Genomic DNA, 20,224 nt, shown 5'->3' on the forward strand with positions numbered 1-20,224 from the left:
TCACAGCACAGCGCTGAGGGTCTCATCCCAGAGCTTCAGGGCCTGGTCCACCTCGTCCTCGGTGACCACCAGAGCGGGGATGAAGCGGACGTTCTGGCCGTACATTCCGTTGGTGAGCAGCAGCAGGCCGTTTTCGGCCGCGTGCTTGTGCGCAGCCGCAGCGGCTGCGCCGTCGGGCTCGCCGTCCTTGTCGGCGAACTCCACCGAGACCATCAGGCCCAGGCCGTGGACGTCCACGACGGCGTCGAACTTCTCCCCGATCTTGCGCAGGCCTGCCTTCAGCTGCTCGCCTCGGGCGGCCGCGTTGGCCACCAGGGCCTCCTCCTCGAGCACCTCAAGGGTCGCGACGGCAGCCGCGCAGGCCACCGCGTTGGCGCCGTAGGTGCCGCCCTGGGAGCCCGGCCATGCCTTCGACATGACGGCTTCGGAGGCGGCGATCCCGGAGATCGGGAAGCCGGAGGCGATCCCCTTGGCAAACATCTGAATGTCCGGGGTCAGGCCGAAGTGCTCCTGGCCCCAGAACTTCCCGGTGCGGCCGAACCCGGTCTGCACCTCGTCGACGATCAGCAGGATGCCGTGCTTCTCGGCGCGCTCCTGCAGGCCGGCGAAGAACCGCTCGTTGCCGGGGATGTAGCCGCCCTCGCCCAGCACCGGCTCGACCAGGAACGCGGCGGTGTCCTTGGGGTGGGACTGGGTCTGCAGCACCAGATCCAGCTCCCGGAGCGCGAAGTCCGTGGCCTGCTCGGCGTCCCAGCCGTAGTGGCGGTAGTGGGAGGGGTTGGGGAACGGGGAGACGGCGACGCCGGACATCAGCGGCGAGAAGCCTGCTTTGAATTTGGTGCCGGAGGTCGTCAGCGACGCCGCTGCGACGGTCCGTCCGTGGAATCCGCCCTGGAAGACCACGATGTTGGGCCGGCCGGTGGCTTGGCGGGCCAGGCGCAGCGCAGCCTCCGCGGCCTCGGAGCCGGAGTTGGAGAAGAAGACGGAGTCCAGCCCGTTGGGCAGGACCTCACCGAGCTTGGCGGTGAGCTGCTGCAGGGGCTTGTGCATGATGGTGGTGTACTGGCCGTGGATGAGGCTGCCGATCTGCTCCTGGGCGGCTGCCACCACTTTGGGGTGGCAGTGCCCTGTGGAGGTCACGCCGATCCCGGCGGTGAAGTCCAGGTGCTTGTTTCCGGCGTCGTCGTAGATCCACACGCCCTCGGCGCGGTCGGCGACGACGGGGGTGGCCTGCTTCAGCTGCGGGGAGAGCTGCGCCATCTTGGGGCTCCTCGGAGAAGTTGAGATCGGGGTCTGCGATGCTACGGTAGCACTAGCCGTAAACTGTTAACAGTTTTTCGGCGGACAGGTTTTTCAGGACAGACCAAGGAGGCTCACCGGTGAGCGCACCCGCCGTCGCCCCAGCAGAGGCCCAGGCCGCGTCCGAGCTGCGCCGCCGCCTGCGCCAGGCCGGAGTCGCCAGTGCCGACGACTCCGCTCTGACGCGCGGGATGTACTCCGCCGACGCCAGCCTCTACCGGGTGGTCCCCCAGGTGGTGGCCCGGCCCCAGCACATCGACGAGGTCCACGCCGCCCACCAGGTCTCCCGGGAGCTCGGCGTCCCGCTGACGATGCGCGGGGCGGGCACCTCCATCGCCGGCAACGCGGTGGGGGAGGGCATCGTCCTGGACACCCGTGACCTCAAGCAGATCGTGGAGATCGACGCTGAGGCCCGCACCGCCACCGTGCAGCCAGGCGTCGTCCAGGCTGACCTGCAGCGGGCCGCCGCGCCCTACGGGCTGCGGTTCGGCCCGGACCCCTCCACGCACTCCCGGTGCACCATCGGCGGAATGATCGGCAACAATGCGTGCGGATCGCGGGCGCTGGGCTACGGACGCACCGCCGACAACATTGAGGCCGCAGCTGTCCTGTTCGGCAACGGGGAGATCGGAAGCTTCGACGCCCGCTCCGGCCGCGCGCAGGGCCGCACCGCCGAGCAGCTGCTGAGCCTCGCCGAGCGGAACCTCGGCCACATCCGCACCCATTTCGGCCAGTTCGGGCGGCAGGTCTCCGGATACAGCCTCGAGCACCTGCTCCCCGAGAACCGTGGGCGGGTGGAACGCTTCCTCGCCGGCACTGAGGGCACCCTCGGCACGGTGCTGGAGGCTACGGTGAACCTGGTGCAGGACGAGCCCGGCCGCCGTCTCATGGTGCTCGGGTTCCCCACTGTTGCGGAGGCCGCCGACGCCGTGCCGCACATCTTGGGCGCGGGCAGCGGACGGCTGATCGCCTGCGAGGGGATGGACTCCCGTCTCGTCGCGCTGGTGCGGGGAGCCGGCAAGAGAGTGCCCACCCTGCCGCGCGGAGAGTCCTGGCTGTTCGTCGAGGTGGCTGGGGAGGACGCCCCAGAGATCCTTGACCGGGTGAAGGCTGCCTCCGGGGCAGTGGGCGAGCGGCTGATCGAGGACGCCAAGGAGGCCGCCGCGCTCTGGAAGATTCGTGAGGACGGTGCCGGTCTGGCCGGCATCAGCCTGGAGACGCCGGCCCACTCCGGGTGGGAGGACGCCGCGGTCCCGCCGGAGCACCTCGGCAGCTGGATGCGGGAGTTCGAAGGGCTGATGGCCGAGTTCGGCCTGCAGGGCTACCCCTACGGGCACTTCGGCGACGGCTGCATCCACTGCCGCATCGACTTCCCCTTCCAGCACGGGGACCCGAACAGCACCGCCGTCTTCCGTGAGTTCATGGCAGCCTGTGCCGAGCGGCTCGCCGCCTACGGAGGCTCGCTCTCCGGGGAGCACGGTGACGGCCGGGTGCGCTCCGAGCTGCTGCCCACCATGTACAGCTCCGAGTCCCTGGCACTCTTCGCGGAGGCCAAGCGGATCTGCGACCCGGAGAACCTCCTCAACCCCGGCGTGATCACATCCCCCGCAGACGAGCAGGGCGCGGGTGCCGGAGTCGTTCCTCACACCGAGAGCATCAGGCCCACTCAGCCGAAGGCGGACCTGCCGTTCCCGGGGATGCGGATGACCCACGACGCCGGGGACTTCGGCGCCGCCGCCCACCGCTGCTCCGGAGTGGGGCGGTGCGTGGCGCCCAAAGCCAACGGGGTGATGTGCCCGAGCTATGTGGCGACCCGTGAGGAGAAGGACTCGACCCGTGGCCGCGGCCGCATCCTTCAGGAGGCGATGGACGGGACTCTTGTCCACGGACTGGCCGATCCGGCCGTCCACGAGGCCCTGGACCTCTGCCTGTCCTGCAAGGGCTGCGCCTCCGACTGCCCCGCCGGAGTGGACATGGCCACCTACAAGGCCGAGGCGCTGCACCAGACCTATGATCGCGATGCCGCAGGGAGCCCCAAGCGGCGCCTGCGCCCCCGCAGCCACTACATCCTTGGCCGGCTTCCCCAGTGGGCTGCGCTCACCGCGCCGGCTGCGCCTCTGGCCAACCTCAGCATGCGGGTGCCGCCCGTGGCCGCGCTCGTGAAGTGGGCTGCGGGGATTGACCAGCGCCGCGGCGTCGCCTCCTTCGCCCGCAGGACGCTCAAACGGGCGGAGAAGAGGCGCGCGGCGTCGTCGCCGCCGGGAGAGGCCGGCCTGCCGGACGTCTATGTATGGGCGGACTCCTTCACCGATCATTTCTTCCCCCAGTCGGGAAGCGGCGCCCTGGAGTTTCTGCGCGGCCAGGGGCTGAGCGTCGAAGTCATCCAGAAGCGGGGATGCTGCGGGCTTCCCTGGATCACCACGGGCCAGCTCGACCAGGCCCGCGACCGCATCGAGGATGCCGTCGGCATGCTGGCTCCCTACATCCGTTCCGGAGTGCCGGTGATGGGCCTGGAGCCCAGCTGTCTGGTCACCCTGCGCTCAGACGCTGTGGAGCTCAGCGCCGTCGAGGACGCCGAGACTGTCGCCGAGGGGGTGCTGAGCTTCGGGGAGCTCGTCACCCGTCTGGCAGAGCAGGCGCGCGTTGAGCTGCCGGACCTCACCGGGGTTGATATCGTCGCGCAGCCGCACTGCCACCAGGAGTCCATCATCGGCTGGGACGCTGATCAGGCCCTCCTGGAGTCTGCCGGCGCGCAGGTCACCAAAGTCGCCGGCTGCTGCGGCCTGGCCGGGAATTTCGGGATGGAGAAGGGCCACTACGAGACCTCCGTCGCAGTCGCGGAGTCCAACCTGCTGCCCGCCGTGCGAGCCCAGAGGAGCCGCGACGGCGCCGCGCAGCGGGTGGTGCTCGCCGATGGTATGTCCTGCAGGGTCCAGCTCGAAGACCTGGAGCAGGTGCCAGCCCTCCACCTCGCCGAGCTGCTGGCCCAGGGCGCAGGCCGGCCCGGCCAAGAGGCGGGCCGATGACCTCCCCGTCGACGGGCACGCCCGTCGCCGATCCGCTGACCTCCTCCCCGCTGGGGGCCCGGCTGGCCCGCCGGCTGCGGCTGCAGGTGCTCTCCGGAGAGCTGCCGCCCCACTCCCACCTGGTGGAGTCCCGGCTGGCCGAGCAGCACGGGGTCAGCCGCGGTCCGGTCCGCGATGCCCTGAAGGAGCTCGAGCACGAAGGTCTCGCCTACCCGGCCCGGCAGGGATACCGGGTCGCGACGATCACCCGCCGGGACGTCGACGAGATCTTCTCCATCCGGCACATGATCGAGCGCACCGCTGTCGAATCCGGGCTCATCGCCGACGCGGACTGGCTCCCGCTGGAGGACGCGGCCGGCCGAATGCGCGAGGCCGCCGCCCGCGGGGAGCAGGCCGCATTCGCCGAAGCCGACCTGCAGTTCCATCGCACGGTGCTGCAGATCGGCGGCGGCAAGCGCTCCCAGGCCGTCTGGAACCTCTTCGAGCCCACCCTGGCTGCTCTCTTCACCCTCAACCCCCAGCCGGGCGAGAACCTCGTCCGCAGCGCAGAAGATCACGCGAGCCTGCCCGCCATGCTCCGCGCCGGCGACGAGACGTGGCGGTCCTGGCTGCACTGCCACCTCGAGGGTGCGCGCCTCCGATTCCTCGAAACCATGCCCGTTCCCGTCCCAGAAGGAGACCTCCCATGAGCGCCCTGATCACCGCAGACCGCGAGCAGGCCGTCATCGCCGCCGCCCCCACCCGGCTCTACATCGACGGCGAATGGCGCGACGCCCGCGAAGGCCGCACGCTTGACGTCGTCGACCCCTCCACAGGCCAGGTCCTCACCAAAGTGGCCGATGCCTCCCCCGAGGACGGCTGGGACGCCCTGAAGGCAGCCGAAGCGGCCCAGAAGGGCTTCGCGACGATGCCTCCCCGGCAGCGCGCCGACATCCTGATGAACGCGTTCCGGCTCATGCACGAGCGCAAGGACGACCTCGCCCTGCTGATGACCCTCGAGATGGGCAAGCCCCTGGCCGAGGCCTACGGGGAGGTCAACTACGCCGCCGAGTTCTTCCGGCACTTCGCTGAGGAGGCCACCCGCATCAGCGGCGGCTACCAGACCGCGCCCACCGGCAGCGCCCGCTTCCTCATCCACAGGCAGCCCGTGGGACCCAGCATCCTCATCACCCCCTGGAACTTCCCCCTGGCCATGGGCACCCGCAAAATCGGGCCCGCCCTCGCCGCGGGCTGCACCAGCGTGCTGAAGCCTGCCGAGCTGACCCCCCTGTCGATGCTCGCGCTCGCCGACATCCTTCATGAGGCAGGGGTGCCTGCCGGGGTGGTCAATATCGTGGTGACCTCCACGGCCGGTGAGGTCACGGAGCCGCTGATCCGCTCCGGCATCGCCCGGAAGCTCTCCTTCACCGGCTCGACCCCGGTGGGCCGGAAGCTGCTGGAGCAGTGCGCGGAGAAGGTTCTGCGCACCTCCATGGAGCTCGGCGGCAATGCGGCGCTGGTCGTCTTCGAGGACGCCGACCTGGACAGGGCGGTGGAGGGAGCGATGCTCGCGAAGATGCGCAACTCCGGGGAGGCCTGCACGGCCGCCAACCGCATCTTCGTCCACTCCAGCGTCATCGAGGAGTTCTCGCAGAAGCTTGCCGAGAAGATGGGTGCGATGAAGGTGGGGCGCGGCGTCGACGACGACGTGAAGGTCGGCCCGATGGTGGACTCCCGCCAGCGGGACAAGGTCGCAGAGCTCGTCGACGACGCCGTGAGATCGGGTGCCGAGGTGATCCTGGGCGGCGAGCCTGCCGCGGGGGAGGGGTACTTCTACCCGCCCACGGTGCTCTCGGGGGTTCCGCGCCGGGCCCGCATGTGGTCAGAGGAGATCTTCGGCCCAGTCGCTCCGCTCACCCCGTTCGACGAGGAGGATCAGGTCATCGACTGGGTGAACGACACCGAGTACGGGCTGGTCAACTACGTCTTCACCAACGACCTCACCCGGGCTGTGCGCGTGGCTGAGCAGGTGGAGTCCGGGATGGTCGGCCTCAACCAGGGCGCGGTCTCCAACCCGGCCGCTCCCTTCGGCGGCATCAAGGAGTCCGGACTCGGGCGTGAGGGCGGAGACGTCGGGATCGACGAGTTCCTGGAGACCAAGTACATCGGCATCGCGATGTAGAGGCCTCGCAGCGGTCAGACCTGTCGGCTGACCTCGTCCTGGAGGAGCTCGAGGAGGCGCTGGACGGCCGGGGAGCGCTCCATTCCCTCCTTGGTGCGGACGGCCAGTATGCGGTGCAGGCCGGGCTCCGTCAGCGAGCGGGCGCGCACGCCGCCGACCATGCCGGAGATGGTCTGCCAGGACAGCTGCGGCATCACGGTGATGCCGACCCCAGCCTCCACGCAGGCGGCCGCTGCCGCGTAGTCCTGCGTCTCGATGCGGAAGTCCGGCGCCAGCCCCAGGCCTGCGCAGGCCTGCATGAGGATCTTCCGATTGGGGCCGCGCGTGTAGTCGTTGTCCACCCACAGCTCGCTGCGCAGGTCCTCCAGCGCCACCTGGTCACGCTCAGCCAGGCGATGCCCGGCGGGCAGCACCACCACGTACGGGTCCTGCATCAGCTCCACCGTGCGGTAGCCGGAGCGGTCCACGACGTCGGGGTGCTGGACGAAGATCTCCGCATCCGGCTCCCACTCGGCCGCCTCCTCCAGATCCCAGAGCCGCATCGTGATCCGCAGCTCCGGAAACTCCGATGAGATCGCGGCCACCATCGCTGGAATCCAGGCCACCCCCACAGAGACGAAGTGGGAGATCACCAGGGAGCCGGTGCGTCCCTGCCGCAGGTCTGCTGCCAGGCCCTGCAGCTCCCCGGCTTCCTGCAGCAGCCGCTCCGCCCGGGCCGCGAACTGCCGGCCGGAGGCGGTCACAGCGATCCCGCGGCCGCGACGCTCCAAGAGGGTCAGCCCAGTGTCTCGCTGCAGCGCCTGCATCTGTTGGCTGGCGGCGGCTCGGGTGACCCGCAGGTTGTCCGCGGCCGCGCTGATCGACTCCTCCGCGACGACGGCGAGGAACGTGCGCAGCCGTCCCAGATCAGGTTCGAAGCTCCGCATCCGGAAACTGTAAAGCATATATTGACAATCCGTGCATCACGTTTGCTTGTGCATGCGTATCAGGACCGGAACGATGGTCGGGAACCCGTCCCCATCCTGCGGAGGAGATCCCATGGCTGAGCCCACCATCCTGACCTGCGCCCTCACCGGGGCCGGCGACACTGCCGGCAAGTCCGAGCACGTGCCGGTCACCCCCCAGCAGATCGCCGAGTCCGGCATCGAGGCCGCCCGCGCCGGCGCCTCCGTCATCCACATCCACGTCCGCGACCCGGACACCGCTCAGGGCTCCCGCGAGACCGCCTACTACGAGGAGGTCGTGGAACGGGTCCGGGAATCCGACGTCGACCCCGTCATCAACCTCACCGCAGGCATGGGCGGAGACCTCGCCGTCGACCCCGCCAGCCCCAGTGAGAGCCTCGGCCGGGTCGAGGGCACCGACCTCGTGTCCGGGCTCGAGCGGCTCAAGCACGTGGAGGCCATCCGGCCGGAGATCTGCACCCTGGACTGCGGCACCCTGAACTTCGGCGACGGCAGCCAGATCTACGTGGGCACCCCGGACATGATCCGCGAGGGCGCCGCCAGGATCAAGGAGCTCGGCGTGAAGCCGGAGCTGGAGCTCTTCGACACCGGCAACCTGTGGTTCGCCAACACCCTTCACCACGAGGGCCTGCTCGCCGATCCGCCCATGTACCAGCTGTGCATGGGCATCCCCTACGGCGCCCCCGCCGACCCGGGCCTGCTGAACGCCATGGTGAGCATGGTGCCCGACGGCGCGGAGTGGACCAGTTTCGCCATCGGCCGCAACCAGCTCCCCTGGGCGGCGCAGTCCGTGCTCCTCGGCGGGCACGTCCGGGTGGGTCTGGAGGACAATCTCTACCTGCGCAGAGGCGTCAAGGCCACCAACGCGCAGCTCACCGCGGAGGCCGGCAGAATCATCGACTCGATGGGCCGGAAGGTCGCCGTACCGAACGAAGCGCGCGAGATCCTCGGGCTGGAGGCGCACTGATGGCTCACAGCGCGGAGACTATGCCGGCACCGGCAGAGGTGACCACCGTGTGCTGCGTCGGAGTCGGCACCATCGGCGGCGGCTGGGCCGCCTACTTCCTGGCACGCGGGTTCCGGGTGAGGGCCTGGGACCCGTCCGCGGAGGCGGAGCCCAAGCTGCGGCGCCTCATCGACGCCGCCTGGCCCGCCCTCACCGAGCTGGGCCTGGATGAGGGGGCGTCCCGGGAGCGCCTCACCTTCCACACCGACCTCGGCGAGGCGCTCGAGGGTGCGCAGTTCGTCCAGGAGTCTGCGCCGGAGGTGCTGGAGCTCAAGCAGGAGCTGCTGGCGAACCTCGACGCCGCGGCGGCGCCCGGCGTCGTCATCGGCTCCTCCACCTCCGGATACTCGATGACGGAGATGGCGCTGAACGCAGAGCGCCCGGAGCGGTTCGTGGTGGGCCACCCGTTCAACCCGCCCTACCTGATCCCCCTGGTGGAGGTGGTCGGCGGGGAGCGCACCTCCGCGGCGGCGGTCCGGTGGGCGTCAGGCTTCTATGAGCGCATCGGCAAATCAGTGATCACCATGGACCGTGAGATTCCGGGCTTCATCGCCAACCGGCTCCAGGAGGCCCTGTGGCGGGAGGCTCTGCACATGGTGGACAACGGTGAGGCCACGGTGGAGCAGATCGACCGCTCCATCACGGAGGGCCCGGGGCTGCGCTGGCCGTTCCAGGGGCCCATGCTGACCTTTCATCTGGCCGGCGGGGAGGGAGGCATGGCGCACATGCTGGACCATTTCGGCCCCTCTCTGAAGTCGCCGTGGACCCGGCTCGACGCGCCCGAGCTGACCGAGAAGCTGCGTGACGACGTGGTGGAGGGCTGCGCGGCGGAGGATGCTCGTGCGGTCCGGGAGCTCGTGGCGGAGCGGGACCGCGGGATCATCGCCCTGCGCCGCATGATCGAGGGGAGGCGCTGTGAGTCTTCCTGAGTGCTCCGCAGAGGTCCGCGAGGAGTGGATCGACTACAACGGCCATCTCTCCGAGGCCTACTATGTGCTGATCTTCGGCTTCGCCACCGACCAGGCGATGGAGGCCCTGGGCATGGATGCCGCCTACCGGCAGCGGCAGTGCGCTTCCCTGTACACAGTCGAGGCTCACGTCCGGTACCTCCAGGAGGTGCCGCGCGGCGCCCGGCTGACCGTCCGCACCGTCATCGCCGGAGCGGGGGAGAAGAAGCTCCACCTGGCTCATGAGATGCACGACGACGCCGGCACTCTCGTTGCCACGGAGGAGATTGTCGGGGTTCATGTGGGCGGGGATCCTGCCGGTGCTCAGCCTTTCCCCAGCGAGGTGCGCGAGCGTACGGCTCGGCACCCCATCGTCCGGCCGGACTGGGCGGGAAGGGCGGTCCGCTCCTGAGGCAGCTCGTGCGGGGCCGTGTCCGCGGGAAATAAACCTCCTGGCCGCGGCGTTCCTCTCATCGCAGAGCAAAGTTGAGTCAGATCGGCTCAAGTCAAGTTGACACCCAAAGATGACTGGGGTGAAACTTGAGCCTGTACCGCTCAACACAATCTCTTGTGAGCTTTCGAAAGGAGCCCCGCACATGGCACGTGCAGTAGGAATCGACCTGGGTACCACCAACTCCGTGGTCTCCGTCCTGGAGGGCGGCGAGCCCGCCGTGATCGCCAACGCTGAGGGTGCCCGCACCACCCCTTCGGTGGTCGGCTTCTCCAAGTCCGGCGAGGTCCTCGTCGGCGAGGTGGCACGCCGCCAGGCCGTGTCCAACCCGGACCGCACCTACGCCTCCGTCAAGCGCCACATGGGCACTGACTGGAGCACCGAGGTGGACGGCAAGAAGTACACGCCCCAGGAGATCAGCGCCCGCACGCTGATGAAGCTGAAGCATGACGCCGAGGCATACCTGGGCGAGGACGTCACCGACGCGGTCATCACCGTCCCGGCCTACTTCAACGACGCCGAGCGCCAGGCCACCAAGGAGGCCGGCGAGATCGCCGGGCTGAACGTCTCCCGCATCGTCAACGAGCCCACCGCCGCTGCTCTGGCCTACGGCCTGGACAAGGGCAATGAGGAGGAGCTCATCCTGGTCTTCGACCTCGGCGGCGGCACCTTCGACGTGTCCCTGCTGGAGGTCGCCAAGGACGACGACGACTTCTCCACCATTCAGGTGCGCGCCACCGCCGGCGACAACCGCCTCGGCGGCGACGACTGGGACCAGCGGATCATCGACTGGCTGGTCGAGCAGGTCAGGCAGAAGGAGGGCGTGGACCTCTCCAAGGACTCCATCGCTGTCCCGCGTCTGAAGGAGGAGGCCGAGCGCGCCAAGAAGGAGCTCTCCTCCGCCACCTCCGCGACCATCAACATCCCCTACGCCACCCAGAACGACGGCGTCCCGGTCCACGTGAACGAGACCCTGTCCCGCGCCAAGTTCGAGGACATGACCTCGGACCTGCTCGATCGGACCAAGAAGCCGTTCAACGACGCCATCGCCGAAGCAGGCGTGCAGATCAGCGAGATCGACCACGTGATCCTCGTCGGCGGCTCCACCCGTATGCCGGCCGTCGCAGACCTGGTCAAGCAGCTCTCCGGCAAGGACGCCAACAAGACCGTGAACCCGGACGAGGTCGTCGCCATGGGCGCTGCCCTGCAGGCCGGCGTGCTCTCCGGTGAGCGCAAGGACGTCCTGCTGATCGACGTCACCCCGCTGTCCCTGGGCATCGAGACCAAGGGCGGGGTGATGACCAAGCTGATCGAGCGCAACACCGCGATCCCCACCAAGAAGTCCGAGGTGTTCTCCACCGCTGAGGACAATCAGCCCTCCGTTGCCATCCAGGTGTTCCAGGGTGAGCGTGAGTTCACCCGGGACAACAAGCCGTTGGGCACCTTCGAGCTGACCGGCATCGCCCCCGCCCCGCGCGGCATGCCCCAGATCGAGGTGACCTTCGACATCGACGCCAACGGCATCGTCCACGTCTCTGCGAAGGACAAGGGCACCGGCACCGAGCAGTCCATGAAGATCACCGGCGGCACCTCCCTGGAGAAGGAGGACATCGAGCGCATGGTGGCTGACGCCGAGGCTCACGCCGAGGAGGACAAGAAGCGCCGTGAGGCAGCTGAGCAGCGCAACGCCGCCGAGTCCACCGCCTACTCCGTGGACAAGCTCCTCAAGGAGAACGACGAGAAGCTGTCCGAGGATGTCAAGAACGAGGTCCAGGCCGACGTCGACGCTGTGAAGAAGGCCCTGGAGGGCCAGGACAACGACGACGAGGTCACGGCCGCCTTCGAGAAGCTTCAGGCCTCCCAGGGCAAGATCGGAGAGGCCCTGTACGCCCAGGGCGCTGAGGCCGGAGCCGAGGGAGCCCCCGGTGCTGAGGCTCCCGGCCAGGAGGACGAGGACATCGTCGACGCCGAGGTGGTTGACGAGGACGAGTCCGAGCAGAACAAGTGATCCGTCCCACCAACTGCTGGAACCGATACAGGTAAGGAGTCCCGCCGATGGCTAAGGACAAGTTCAACCCCGAGCAGGGCGAAGAGGGCATTCCGGATAACCCGGTCCCCTCCGACGGCAAGCAGGCTGAGGGTCAGGGCGCCTCCGAGGACGCTCAGGCCGCAGCCGGCGACCCGGCCGCGGACCCGCTGGCTGAGGCCGAGCGGATCCTCCGCGATGCCCCGGACGGCGCCGAGGAGATTCAGCAGGCTCACGAGGCCCCGGCAGGCCAGGAGGGCACCCAGCCTGACCCGCTGGCCGCAGACGACCCGGAGACCGCTGAGGATCCGGAGCTGCGCGAGGTAGGCCTCGATGAGGCCTCCGGCGGGGTCGAGACCGAGCCTGCCGAGCGGATCGAGGCGGCCGAGGAGGTCCTCGAGGAGTCCGGCTACAGCCGCGAGTCTGAGCTGGAGGAGGACCTCCGCCGGGTCACCGCCGAGTATCAGAACTACCGGCGCCGCGTGGAGCGGGACCGGGCCGCTGAGAAGGACCGTGTCAAAGGTCAGCTGATCACCGAGCTGATGCCGGTGCTTGACGACATCTCCGGCGCCCGTCAGGCCGGGGAGCTGCAGGACGGGCCCTTCGCCCACATCGCAGAGCGGCTCGAGACAGTGCTGGCCCAGCAGGGTCTGGAGCGTGTGGGCGAGGTCGCCATGGCCTTCGACCCCAACGAGCACGAGGCGATCATGCAGCAGCCCAGCGAGGACGTGGAGGCGGACCACATCGCCGTCGTCGTCCGCTCGGGATACCGGCTGGGCGAGCGGCTGCTGCGAGCAGCCCAGGTGATCGTCAGCTCCGGCAGGACGGAGTAGCGCTCAAGCGTTGAAGGTCGGCGCCCTGCTGCCGACCGGCAGGCGGGCCGTGCGCCCGCTGTGAACAGTACTGGCAGAAGGGAGGCGCCCGATGGCTTCGCAGGAATGGCTGGAGAAGGATTTCTACAAGGTGTTGGGCGTGTCCAAGGACGCCTCCGCCGAGGAGATCAAAAAGGCGTACCGCAAGCTCGCCCGGGAGAACCACCCGGATAAGAACCCGGACGATCCCGGGGCCGAGCAGCGGTTCAAGGACATCTCCGAGGCGCACACCGTGCTCTCCGACCCGGAGCAGCGCCGTGAGTATGACCAGATCCGCGCCATGGGCTCCGGCGCCCGCTTCTCAGGAGGCGGCGGCGCCGGGGCCGGCGGCGGATTTGAGGACGTTTTCGGCGGTCTCTTCGGTGACCGCTTCGGCCGCGGCGGCTCCGGCGGATTCCCCGGCGGCGGAGGCGGTTTCGAGGACATCTTCGGCGGCCGGTTCGGAAGCGCGGGGGCAGCGCCCAAGGGCTCCGACCGCACCGCCAGGACCACCATCTCCTTCAAGGGCGCGGTCCGCGGCACCACTGTGGGCCTGCGGGAGCCCAGCGGCAGCGTCATCGACGTCCGCATCCCCCCGGGGGTGAAGGAAGGCCAGAAGGTCCGGGTCAGGGGCAAAGGGTCACAGGGTCCCGGCGGCAGCGGCGACCTGCTGGTGGAGGTCTCCATCACCCCGCACCCATTCTTCGAACGCGACGGCGACAATATCCGCATCCACCTGCCCGTCAGCTTCGACGAGGCTGCCCTCGGCGCGACCGCCGAGGTGCCCACCGTGCACGGGGAGAAGGTGAAGATCCGCATTCCCGCGGGCACATCCTCCGGCAGGACGCTGCGGCTCAAGGGCCAGGGGATCCGCACCAAGAAGCGCGAGGGCGACATGCTCGTCGTCGTTGATGTCACCGTGCCCAAGCACCTGCCGGAGGAGGCGCTTGAGGCCGTGCGCGCCTACCGGGACGCCACCGCGGGCACCGATCCCCGTGAAGGACTGGAGGGGAGGGCCGCGCTGTGACGACCGAGCATTCGATGTCCCAGCGTGCGACGTCGAACCGTCACGCCCCCATCTTCGTCATTTCAGTCGCTGCCGAGCTGGCTGATATGCACCCCCAGACCCTGCGCCAGTATGACCGGATGGGCCTGGTCACCCCCAAGCGGCAGGGCGGCAGGCATCGTCGGTACTCGCCGTACGATGTCGATCAGCTGCGGCAGATCCAGCAGCTCTCCCAGGAGGGCGTCTCCTTGGAGGGCATCCGGCGGATCATCGCTCTGCAGAATCAGGTCGAGGAGCTGCAGGATGAGGTCTCCGCGCTGCATGACCAGCTGCGGGAGGTGCAGCGCAGCGGCGGCTCCCGGGTGTTCGCCGTGGGTCCCCACGGGGACGTGGTCACTGTTGCCCGCGGACAGCGCCCCCGCCCGGCCAGCCGTGAGATCGTCCTGTTCCGCCGCTCCGCGTAGCAGCGCATCCGGCCTGGTCAGACCCGTTTCGTAACTGCCCGACGGCATGTCTGCCCTCTGACGCATACTGGACGGATGAAGCATTCGTGGGGACGCTATCTTCTGTCCGGAGCCGCCGGCGCCGCGCTGCTCTCAGCATGCTCCGATGACCCGGACCCGGCCGAGAGCCTGGGCCCGGCCGCTGAGCAGCTTGCCCAGGCCCTCCAGCAGGCTGACCTGGAGGGCGTTGCGCTCTCCTCGGGCGACGCGGAGTCGCTGAGCACCGCCGCAGAGCGGCTGCACGAGTCGCTGGAGGAGCTGAGCCTGGAGGTCGAGGTCGCCGAGACCGACATCGACCTCCCCGAGGAGGACTCGCCCCGGGCTCCCACGGCCGAGATCACCTACCGGCACACCTGGGAGCTGGACGCCCTCGGCGTCGACGACGAGGACTGGGACTACACCACCGAGGCCGAGCTGAACTACCACGAGGAGTCCGAGACCTGGTACCTCGACGCTGACTATGACCTGTTCCTGCCCGGCTATCAGGGGCACGAGGAGATCGGCATCAGCACCACCGGGGCCGATCGCGGCCGGATCATGGACGGTGAGGGCCGTGCGATGGTCTACAACCGTGATGTGGTGGTCCTCGGGGTGGACAAGACTCAGTTCGGCGAGGACGAGGATGAGGAGATGGAGGCCTCCGCCCGGGAGCTCGCCGAGACGGTCGGGATCGGCGCGGACGCCTACGTGGAGCAGGTCGAGGCCTACGGCGAGGAGGCTTTCGTGGAGGCGATCACCGTGCGCCGCGACGGCGGCCACGTCACTGTGGAGGACGTGGAGAGCATCCGCGGAGTCCACTGGCTGGAGTCGGAGATGTCCCTGGCGGACAGCTCGGACTTCGCTCCGCTGCTGCTGGGCCGGGTGGGCCCGGTCACTGCCGAGCACATGGAGGAGGATCCCGCCCTGCAGGTCGGCGACATGGTCGGCACCTCCGGTGTTCAGGGCGTGCATGAGCAGACCCTGCGCGGCACCCCCGGAGTGCGGATCTACCGGGGCGAAGAGACCCTCTACTCCACCGACCCTGAGACCGGCGAGGACGTGCGCACCAGCCTGCACCCGCGCCTGCAGAACCTCGCCCAGGAGATCATGGAGGACCAGGACACCGGCGCCGGGATGGTGGCGATCAGGCCCTCGGACGGCGGGATCCTCGCTGCGGCCAGCCACAGCCCCGATGAGTCGGCGGTGGAGGCCGCCACCCAGTCAGCCTACGCGCCGGGATCCACGTTCAAGATGGTGTCCTCCCTTGCGATGCTGCGGGACGGGCTGTCCGCCGGCTCCACGGTGAGCTGCCCCAGCAGTGTGACGGTGCACGGCCAGCAGTTCACCAACGTCTCCGGCTACGAGCACACCGGCAGCCTCAGCTTCGCCGACGCCGTCGCCCACTCCTGCAACACAGTCTTCGCCGCCGCCCATGAGGATGTCAGTGCCGGAGACCTGCGTGAGGCCGCCCTCGATCTGGGGATCAACAACGATGTCGGCATCGGGGTGCACGCTATGAAGGGCAGCCTCCCGGAGGAGGCGGAGCTCAACGAGCACGCCGCGAACCTCTTCGGGCAGGGCACCGTTGAAACCTCCGCGCTCGGGATGGCCGCGGTGACGTCCTCGATCGCTGACGGCCGCACCGTCCACCCCTGGCTGGTGGAGGGGGCCGGGGAGCCGGACGATGATGCCGAGACAGGAGAGGGACTCACCGAGGAGGAGGGCGAGCAGATGCGCGCGCTGATGGAAGGCACGGTCCCCTACGGCACTCTCGACTTCCTCGACCCGATTCCCGGCGACCACGTCTACGCCAAGACAGGCACCGCCGAGTCCGGCGAGGATCTGCCTCACACCTGGGTGATCGGCTTCCAGGGGGATCTCGCGGTGGCGATCTTCCTCGAAGAGGGGGAGTGGGGCTCCACGGACAATGGGCCCCTGCTGCGTGAGTTCCTGATCGGAGCGCAGGATATCCTCAACGACTGATGCCACAGACCTCTGAGAACATCCCCGGATCCGCTGATGCGCCGACGCACCGTCGTCGGACGCTGTCCTTCGTCCGCCGCTCCAACAACCTCAAGCCCAGCTACCAGCGCGCCTGGGACGCCGCGCTGGGCAAAGAGCTGCTGGACGTCCCCTCCGGCGAACGGGACACCTCCGTGGCCGAAGGGTTCAGCATCGACTGGGAGCAGGAGTTCGGGCGGAGGCACGACGTCGCAGGGTCGGGCCTGATCGTGGAGATCGGCTCCGGCTCCGGTGAGGCGGTGGCCGCCGCCGCGGCCGCGAGCCCGCACCAGGACTTCATCGCCGTCGAGGTCTACCGGCCGGGGGCCGCCCAGCTCGCCGCCCGACTGCGGCGCGAGGGGCTCCCCAACGTACGCGTGGCCTGCCTGGATGCGGTCGAGCTCCTCGACAAGCTCATCCCGGAGGGGCACCTCGATGAGCTGTGGATCTTCTTCCCCGATCCGTGGCACAAGAAGAAGCACAACAAGCGCCGCCTCATCCAGCCTCCGTTCACCGCCAAGGCCGCCCGCGCGCTTCGTCCCGGCGGACGCTGGCGATTGGCCACGGACTGGCCGCACTATGCGGTTCAGATGCGCAGGGTGATCTCTGAGTCTGCTGAGTTCAGCAACGCGAACCAGGGCTGGGCGCCCCGGTTCCCTGGGCGAGTGCTCACCGATTTCGAGGCGAAGGCCGGCGAGGCGGGGAGAAAGTCATTTGATCTGACGTTCATCCGCAACTCTGTATAGTGCAGGACCAGGACACTCGGACCACCTTGAACCAGACGCACCTGAGGTCAAAAGCGCAATGACGGACGAACAATCGCATAGCCCTGAACGCAGCCGCCGGGGGCGGCTGGGTGATGAGGCTCGTCGTGCTGGCGGGATGCTGCGAACGCTTGACTACCGGCGTCCCAACTATCCCCACGACACTCACCCGGCGCTGGTGCCCGGAATCGGCATCGATGAGCAGCGTCGGCGCTACAGCGTCGACAAGCTCGTGCTCATCATCGCCGGGGTGCTGACGGTCGCCTTCGTGATCTGGGGCCTGGCAGCCCCCGAGCAGGTGTCCTCCGTCGCCGACGCGGCCTTCACCTGGGTCACGTTCAACATCTCCTGGCTGTTCAACATCTCCGCAGCCATCATCCTGGTCGTCATGCTGGGCCTGGCCTTCTCCCCCTATGGCCGCATTCCTCTGGGCAAGGACGACGAAGTGCCGGAGTTCTCCACCTTCGCCTGGATCTCCATGCTCTTCGCCGCCGGCCTGGGCATCGGGGTGCTCTTCTTCGGGCCCTCTGAGCCGCTGGACTACTACACCTCGCCGCCGCCGCTGACCAATGAGGCCGAGACCACGGAGGCTCTCCACTACTCCCTGGGGCAGACCTTCTACCACTGGGGCTTCCACGCCTGGGCCATCTACGCCCTGGTGGGCGGTGCGGTGGCCTATGCCGCCTATCGCCGCGGCCGTGTGCTGCTGATGTCCTCGATCTTCCGGACCCTCTTCGGCAAGCGCCACACTGAGGGCCTGGCCGGCCAGATGGTCGATATCTTCGCGATCATCGCGACCCTGTTCGGCACCGCTGCCACCGTGGGCATCGCTGCGATGCAGGTCCAGCAGGGCGTCACGATCGTGACCGGCTGGGGGGAGACCGGCAACACGGTGCTCATCGCGATCATTGCGGTGCTCACCGTCGGGTTCATCCTCTCCGCGGTGTCCGGAGTCTCCCGCGGCATCCGCTACCTCTCCAATATCAACATCGTCATGACCTTGGGCGTGGTGGGGCTGGTCTTCATCGCAGGCCCCACTCTCTTCTTGGCGAACCTGCTGCCGTCGGGCCTCATGTCCTATCTGGGCAATATGGTCGACATGATGAGCCGCTCGGCGTCCTGGGGCGAGGAGACTCAGGAGTTTCAGTCCTGGTGGACCGTCTACTACTGGGCCTGGTGGATGTCCTGGTCGCCGTTCGTGGGAATCTTCATCGCGCGCATCTCCCGCGGCCGCTCCATCCGCCAGTTCATCCTCGGCGTCATCACCATCCCGACCCTGCTGCTGGTCATCTCCTACGGTGTGCTCGGCGGCACGGCGATGTGGATGCGGAGTGAGGGCTATTCGGGCTTCGAGGACGATGAGGACGGCAGCCTCGCACTCGCGCCGCCTGAGGTCTTCTACACCGTGATCGAGAACCTGCCGGTCCTGGCGAACTGGGTCCCGGTGGTCAGCATCGCCGTGCTGCTGGTCTTCGCGATCACTGCCCTGGACTCAGCGTCCACCGTTATGGGGATGCTCTCTTCGCGAGGAAGCCAGAGCCCGCGGCCGCTCGTCGTCGTCTTCTGGGGCCTGGTGATGACCGGAATCGCCTTGGTCATGCTCCTGCTGGGCGATGAGTCCGCCCTGGAGGGGCTGCAGCAGCTGGTCATCATCACCGCAGTGCCCTTCGCGCTGATCATCCTGCTCATCATCGTCGCCTGGTTCCGCGAGCTGCAGACGGATCCCCGGGCCATCCGGCTGCGCTACGCAGACCGGGCGATGCGCAACGCCGTGATGGACGGTGTGGACCGCTACGGGGACAACTTTGCCCTCGAAGTGGTGCCCACAGAGCCGGGCAGCGGGGCCGGCGCGGTCATCGACTCCGCCCACGCCGACTACACCGAGTGGTATCAGCGCACCAACGAGGACGGAGACCCGGTGGGCTACAACTACGAGACCGGCGAATGGGGCGACGGCTGGGACCCCGCAACCGGCGAGTTCAAAGCCGTGGTAGCCGAGCTGGACAATGACCCCAAGGAGCCCGAGGGTGAGAGCCCTGAAGGGCAGAAGCCGTCGCGCGGCTGATACGTATGACGTTGAACCTTCAAGCGATGAGCCAGCCGCAGGAGCCGCGCAAGTGCGCTCCCAACATCGCCGCCGGCTGGGAGAACGACTCCTGGGAGGCAGATGCGATCGGCTGGTGGGGCCGAGAGCCGTAGCACCGCTGTGTGACGCAACCGCAGGTCCCCACTCGTATTTGAAGAGAACATGAAGGAAGAACTGAATCTATGCGTATGCAGAAAAGCCGTCTGGCAGCACTGACCTCTCTGAGCCTCGCCTCCGCCCTGGCGCTCTCCGCCTGCGGCGACAACGGCGATGACAACGGCGACGCCGGGGAGAACGGCAATGAGGAGGGCATCACCCTGGAGCTCGGCGAGTTCAACTGGCTCGCCTCCGAGTTCCAGGCCGCCGTCGTCACCCAGATCGCCGAGGAGTACCCGGAGCTCGGCGTCGACGAGGTCAGCAGCACCCAGTTCGACCCGGCGGTCGGATGGACCGGCCTGGGCGAGGGCGACGTCGACCTGCTGGTGGACGCCATCATGCCCAACCACGAGGGCTTCGCCGAGGACTACGAGGAGACCACTGAGATGGTCTCCGAGACCTACGGCGGGGCTGCTCAGGGCTGGTTCATCCCCGAATATGCCGCTGAGGGCGAGCTGGAGGGACTGGAGTCCGTGGATCAGCTGTCCGAGTCGGAGTACGCCGACCTGGTGGACAACACCCTCTACGACGCTGAGGCCGGCTGGGTCACCACCGAGCACAACGCCGAGCGGCTTGAGGGCTTCGACCTGGATCTCGAGCACCTGACCTCCTCCGAGGCGGCGCTGATCGCTGAGGTGGAGAGCGCCTACAGCGATGAGGAGCCGATCCTCTTCTTCTTCTACCAGCCCCACTGGCTGTTCAGCCAGCTGGACCTGGTGCAGCTGGAGGAGCCCAACGAGTACCACGAGGACTGCTTCGACGGCGGTCAGCAGGACTGCGCCAGCCCGGAGCTCTCCGGCTGGGCCGCGATCAACACTGAGCTGCGCGACGAGGCTCCGGAGTTCGTGGAGATGCTGGAGCAGTTCGAGATTCCGCTGGAGGACATCGAGAACGCGATGCTCCAGGACGAGGATGAGGACGCCGACGTCGAGGACCTCGCCGCCCAGTGGGTGGAGGAGAACACCGAGACCATCGAGTCCTGGATCAGCTGATCCGA

16 protein-coding genes are annotated in these 20,224 nt (G+C 68.4%); 14 read left to right on the plus strand and 2 right to left on the minus strand.

Features of this window, described 5'->3' with window-relative positions; genetic code table 11:
• The gene (locus FWJ47_RS04415) at positions 1-1,260 is read right to left on the minus strand and encodes an aspartate aminotransferase family protein (RefSeq protein ID WP_147104656.1); all 1,260 of its coding nucleotides are present in this window, start codon (positions 1,258-1,260) and stop codon (positions 1-3) included.
• Positions 1,261-1,379: 119 nt separating this feature from the next.
• Between FWJ47_RS04415 and FWJ47_RS04420 the strand changes: the two genes are divergently transcribed.
• Genes FWJ47_RS04420 through FWJ47_RS04430 form a run of 3 tightly spaced genes read left to right on the plus strand, consistent with a single transcriptional unit; the run spans position 1,380 to position 6,486 of the window.
• Positions 1,380-4,325 carry an FAD-binding and (Fe-S)-binding domain-containing protein gene (locus tag FWJ47_RS04420; protein WP_246126154.1) on the plus strand — a complete coding sequence of 982 codons (2,946 nt, stop codon included), beginning with the start codon at positions 1,380-1,382 and terminating at the stop codon, positions 4,323-4,325.
• The gene (locus tag FWJ47_RS04425; protein WP_147104659.1) at positions 4,322-5,014 is read left to right on the plus strand and encodes a GntR family transcriptional regulator; all 693 of its coding nucleotides are present in this window, start codon (positions 4,322-4,324) and stop codon (positions 5,012-5,014) included. The genes FWJ47_RS04420 and FWJ47_RS04425 overlap by 4 nt, the downstream gene beginning before the upstream one ends.
• Positions 5,011-6,486 (plus strand): NAD-dependent succinate-semialdehyde dehydrogenase, encoded by a 1,476-nt coding sequence (locus tag FWJ47_RS04430; protein ID WP_147104662.1) that lies wholly within the window; start codon positions 5,011-5,013, stop codon positions 6,484-6,486. Before FWJ47_RS04425 ends, FWJ47_RS04430 begins: the two co-directional genes overlap by 4 nt.
• A 14-nt stretch (positions 6,487-6,500) precedes the next feature.
• Here FWJ47_RS04430 and FWJ47_RS04435 read toward each other — a convergent pair whose 3' ends face one another.
• The gene (locus FWJ47_RS04435) at positions 6,501-7,412 is read right to left on the minus strand and encodes a LysR family transcriptional regulator (RefSeq protein ID WP_170228477.1); all 912 of its coding nucleotides are present in this window, start codon (positions 7,410-7,412) and stop codon (positions 6,501-6,503) included.
• A 112-nt stretch (positions 7,413-7,524) separates the two neighbouring features.
• On the opposite strand from FWJ47_RS04435, the gene FWJ47_RS04440 reads away from it, so the two are divergent.
• The 11 genes from FWJ47_RS04440 (at position 7,525) to FWJ47_RS04490 (ending at position 20,219) form a co-directional block, all read left to right on the plus strand.
• A complete protein-coding gene (locus FWJ47_RS04440; RefSeq protein WP_147104668.1) occupies positions 7,525-8,418 on the plus strand; it encodes a beta-keto acid cleavage family enzyme in 894 nt (297 codons plus the stop codon).
• Positions 8,418-9,386: a 3-hydroxyacyl-CoA dehydrogenase NAD-binding domain-containing protein gene (locus tag FWJ47_RS04445; protein WP_211358964.1), complete on the plus strand. Its 969-nt coding sequence runs from the start codon at positions 8,418-8,420 to the stop codon at positions 9,384-9,386. Before FWJ47_RS04440 ends, FWJ47_RS04445 begins: the two co-directional genes overlap by 1 nt.
• Positions 9,373-9,816 (plus strand): thioesterase family protein, encoded by a 444-nt coding sequence (locus tag FWJ47_RS04450; RefSeq protein WP_147104670.1) that lies wholly within the window; start codon positions 9,373-9,375, stop codon positions 9,814-9,816. Before FWJ47_RS04445 ends, FWJ47_RS04450 begins: the two co-directional genes overlap by 14 nt.
• Positions 9,817-10,000: 184 nt before the next feature.
• On the plus strand, positions 10,001-11,863 hold the full coding sequence (gene dnaK / locus FWJ47_RS04455; RefSeq protein WP_147104674.1) for a molecular chaperone DnaK: 1,863 nt from the start codon (positions 10,001-10,003) through the stop codon (positions 11,861-11,863).
• 47 nt (positions 11,864-11,910) lie between these two features.
• Complete coding sequence (locus tag FWJ47_RS04460; RefSeq protein ID WP_147104677.1) at positions 11,911-12,714, plus strand: nucleotide exchange factor GrpE; 804 nt, start codon at positions 11,911-11,913, stop codon at positions 12,712-12,714.
• A 91-nt stretch (positions 12,715-12,805) separates the two neighbouring features.
• Positions 12,806-13,759: a DnaJ C-terminal domain-containing protein gene (locus FWJ47_RS04465; protein ID WP_147104680.1), complete on the plus strand. Its 954-nt coding sequence runs from the start codon at positions 12,806-12,808 to the stop codon at positions 13,757-13,759.
• Between the two features lie 14 nt (positions 13,760-13,773).
• The gene (locus FWJ47_RS04470; protein WP_147108933.1) at positions 13,774-14,202 is read left to right on the plus strand and encodes a heat shock protein transcriptional repressor HspR; all 429 of its coding nucleotides are present in this window, start codon (positions 13,774-13,776) and stop codon (positions 14,200-14,202) included.
• A gap of 75 nt (positions 14,203-14,277) precedes the next feature.
• Positions 14,278-16,203 (plus strand): penicillin-binding transpeptidase domain-containing protein, encoded by a 1,926-nt coding sequence (locus tag FWJ47_RS04475; RefSeq protein ID WP_147104682.1) that lies wholly within the window; start codon positions 14,278-14,280, stop codon positions 16,201-16,203.
• Complete coding sequence (gene trmB / locus FWJ47_RS04480; protein ID WP_147104687.1) at positions 16,203-16,967, plus strand: tRNA (guanosine(46)-N7)-methyltransferase TrmB; 765 nt, start codon at positions 16,203-16,205, stop codon at positions 16,965-16,967. Before FWJ47_RS04475 ends, trmB begins: the two co-directional genes overlap by 1 nt.
• Positions 16,968-17,103: 136 nt before the next feature.
• On the plus strand, positions 17,104-19,050 hold the full coding sequence (locus FWJ47_RS04485; protein WP_246126155.1) for a BCCT family transporter: 1,947 nt from the start codon (positions 17,104-17,106) through the stop codon (positions 19,048-19,050).
• A gap of 203 nt (positions 19,051-19,253) precedes the next feature.
• Entirely contained in the window at positions 19,254-20,219 is a 966-nt protein-coding gene (locus FWJ47_RS04490) for a glycine betaine ABC transporter substrate-binding protein (RefSeq protein ID WP_147104691.1), read from the plus strand.
• Positions 20,220-20,224 lie beyond the last annotated feature (5 nt).

This window comes from Nesterenkonia populi, assembly GCF_007994735.1.
Taxonomy (GTDB): Bacteria; Actinomycetota; Actinomycetes; order Actinomycetales; family Micrococcaceae; genus Nesterenkonia; species Nesterenkonia populi.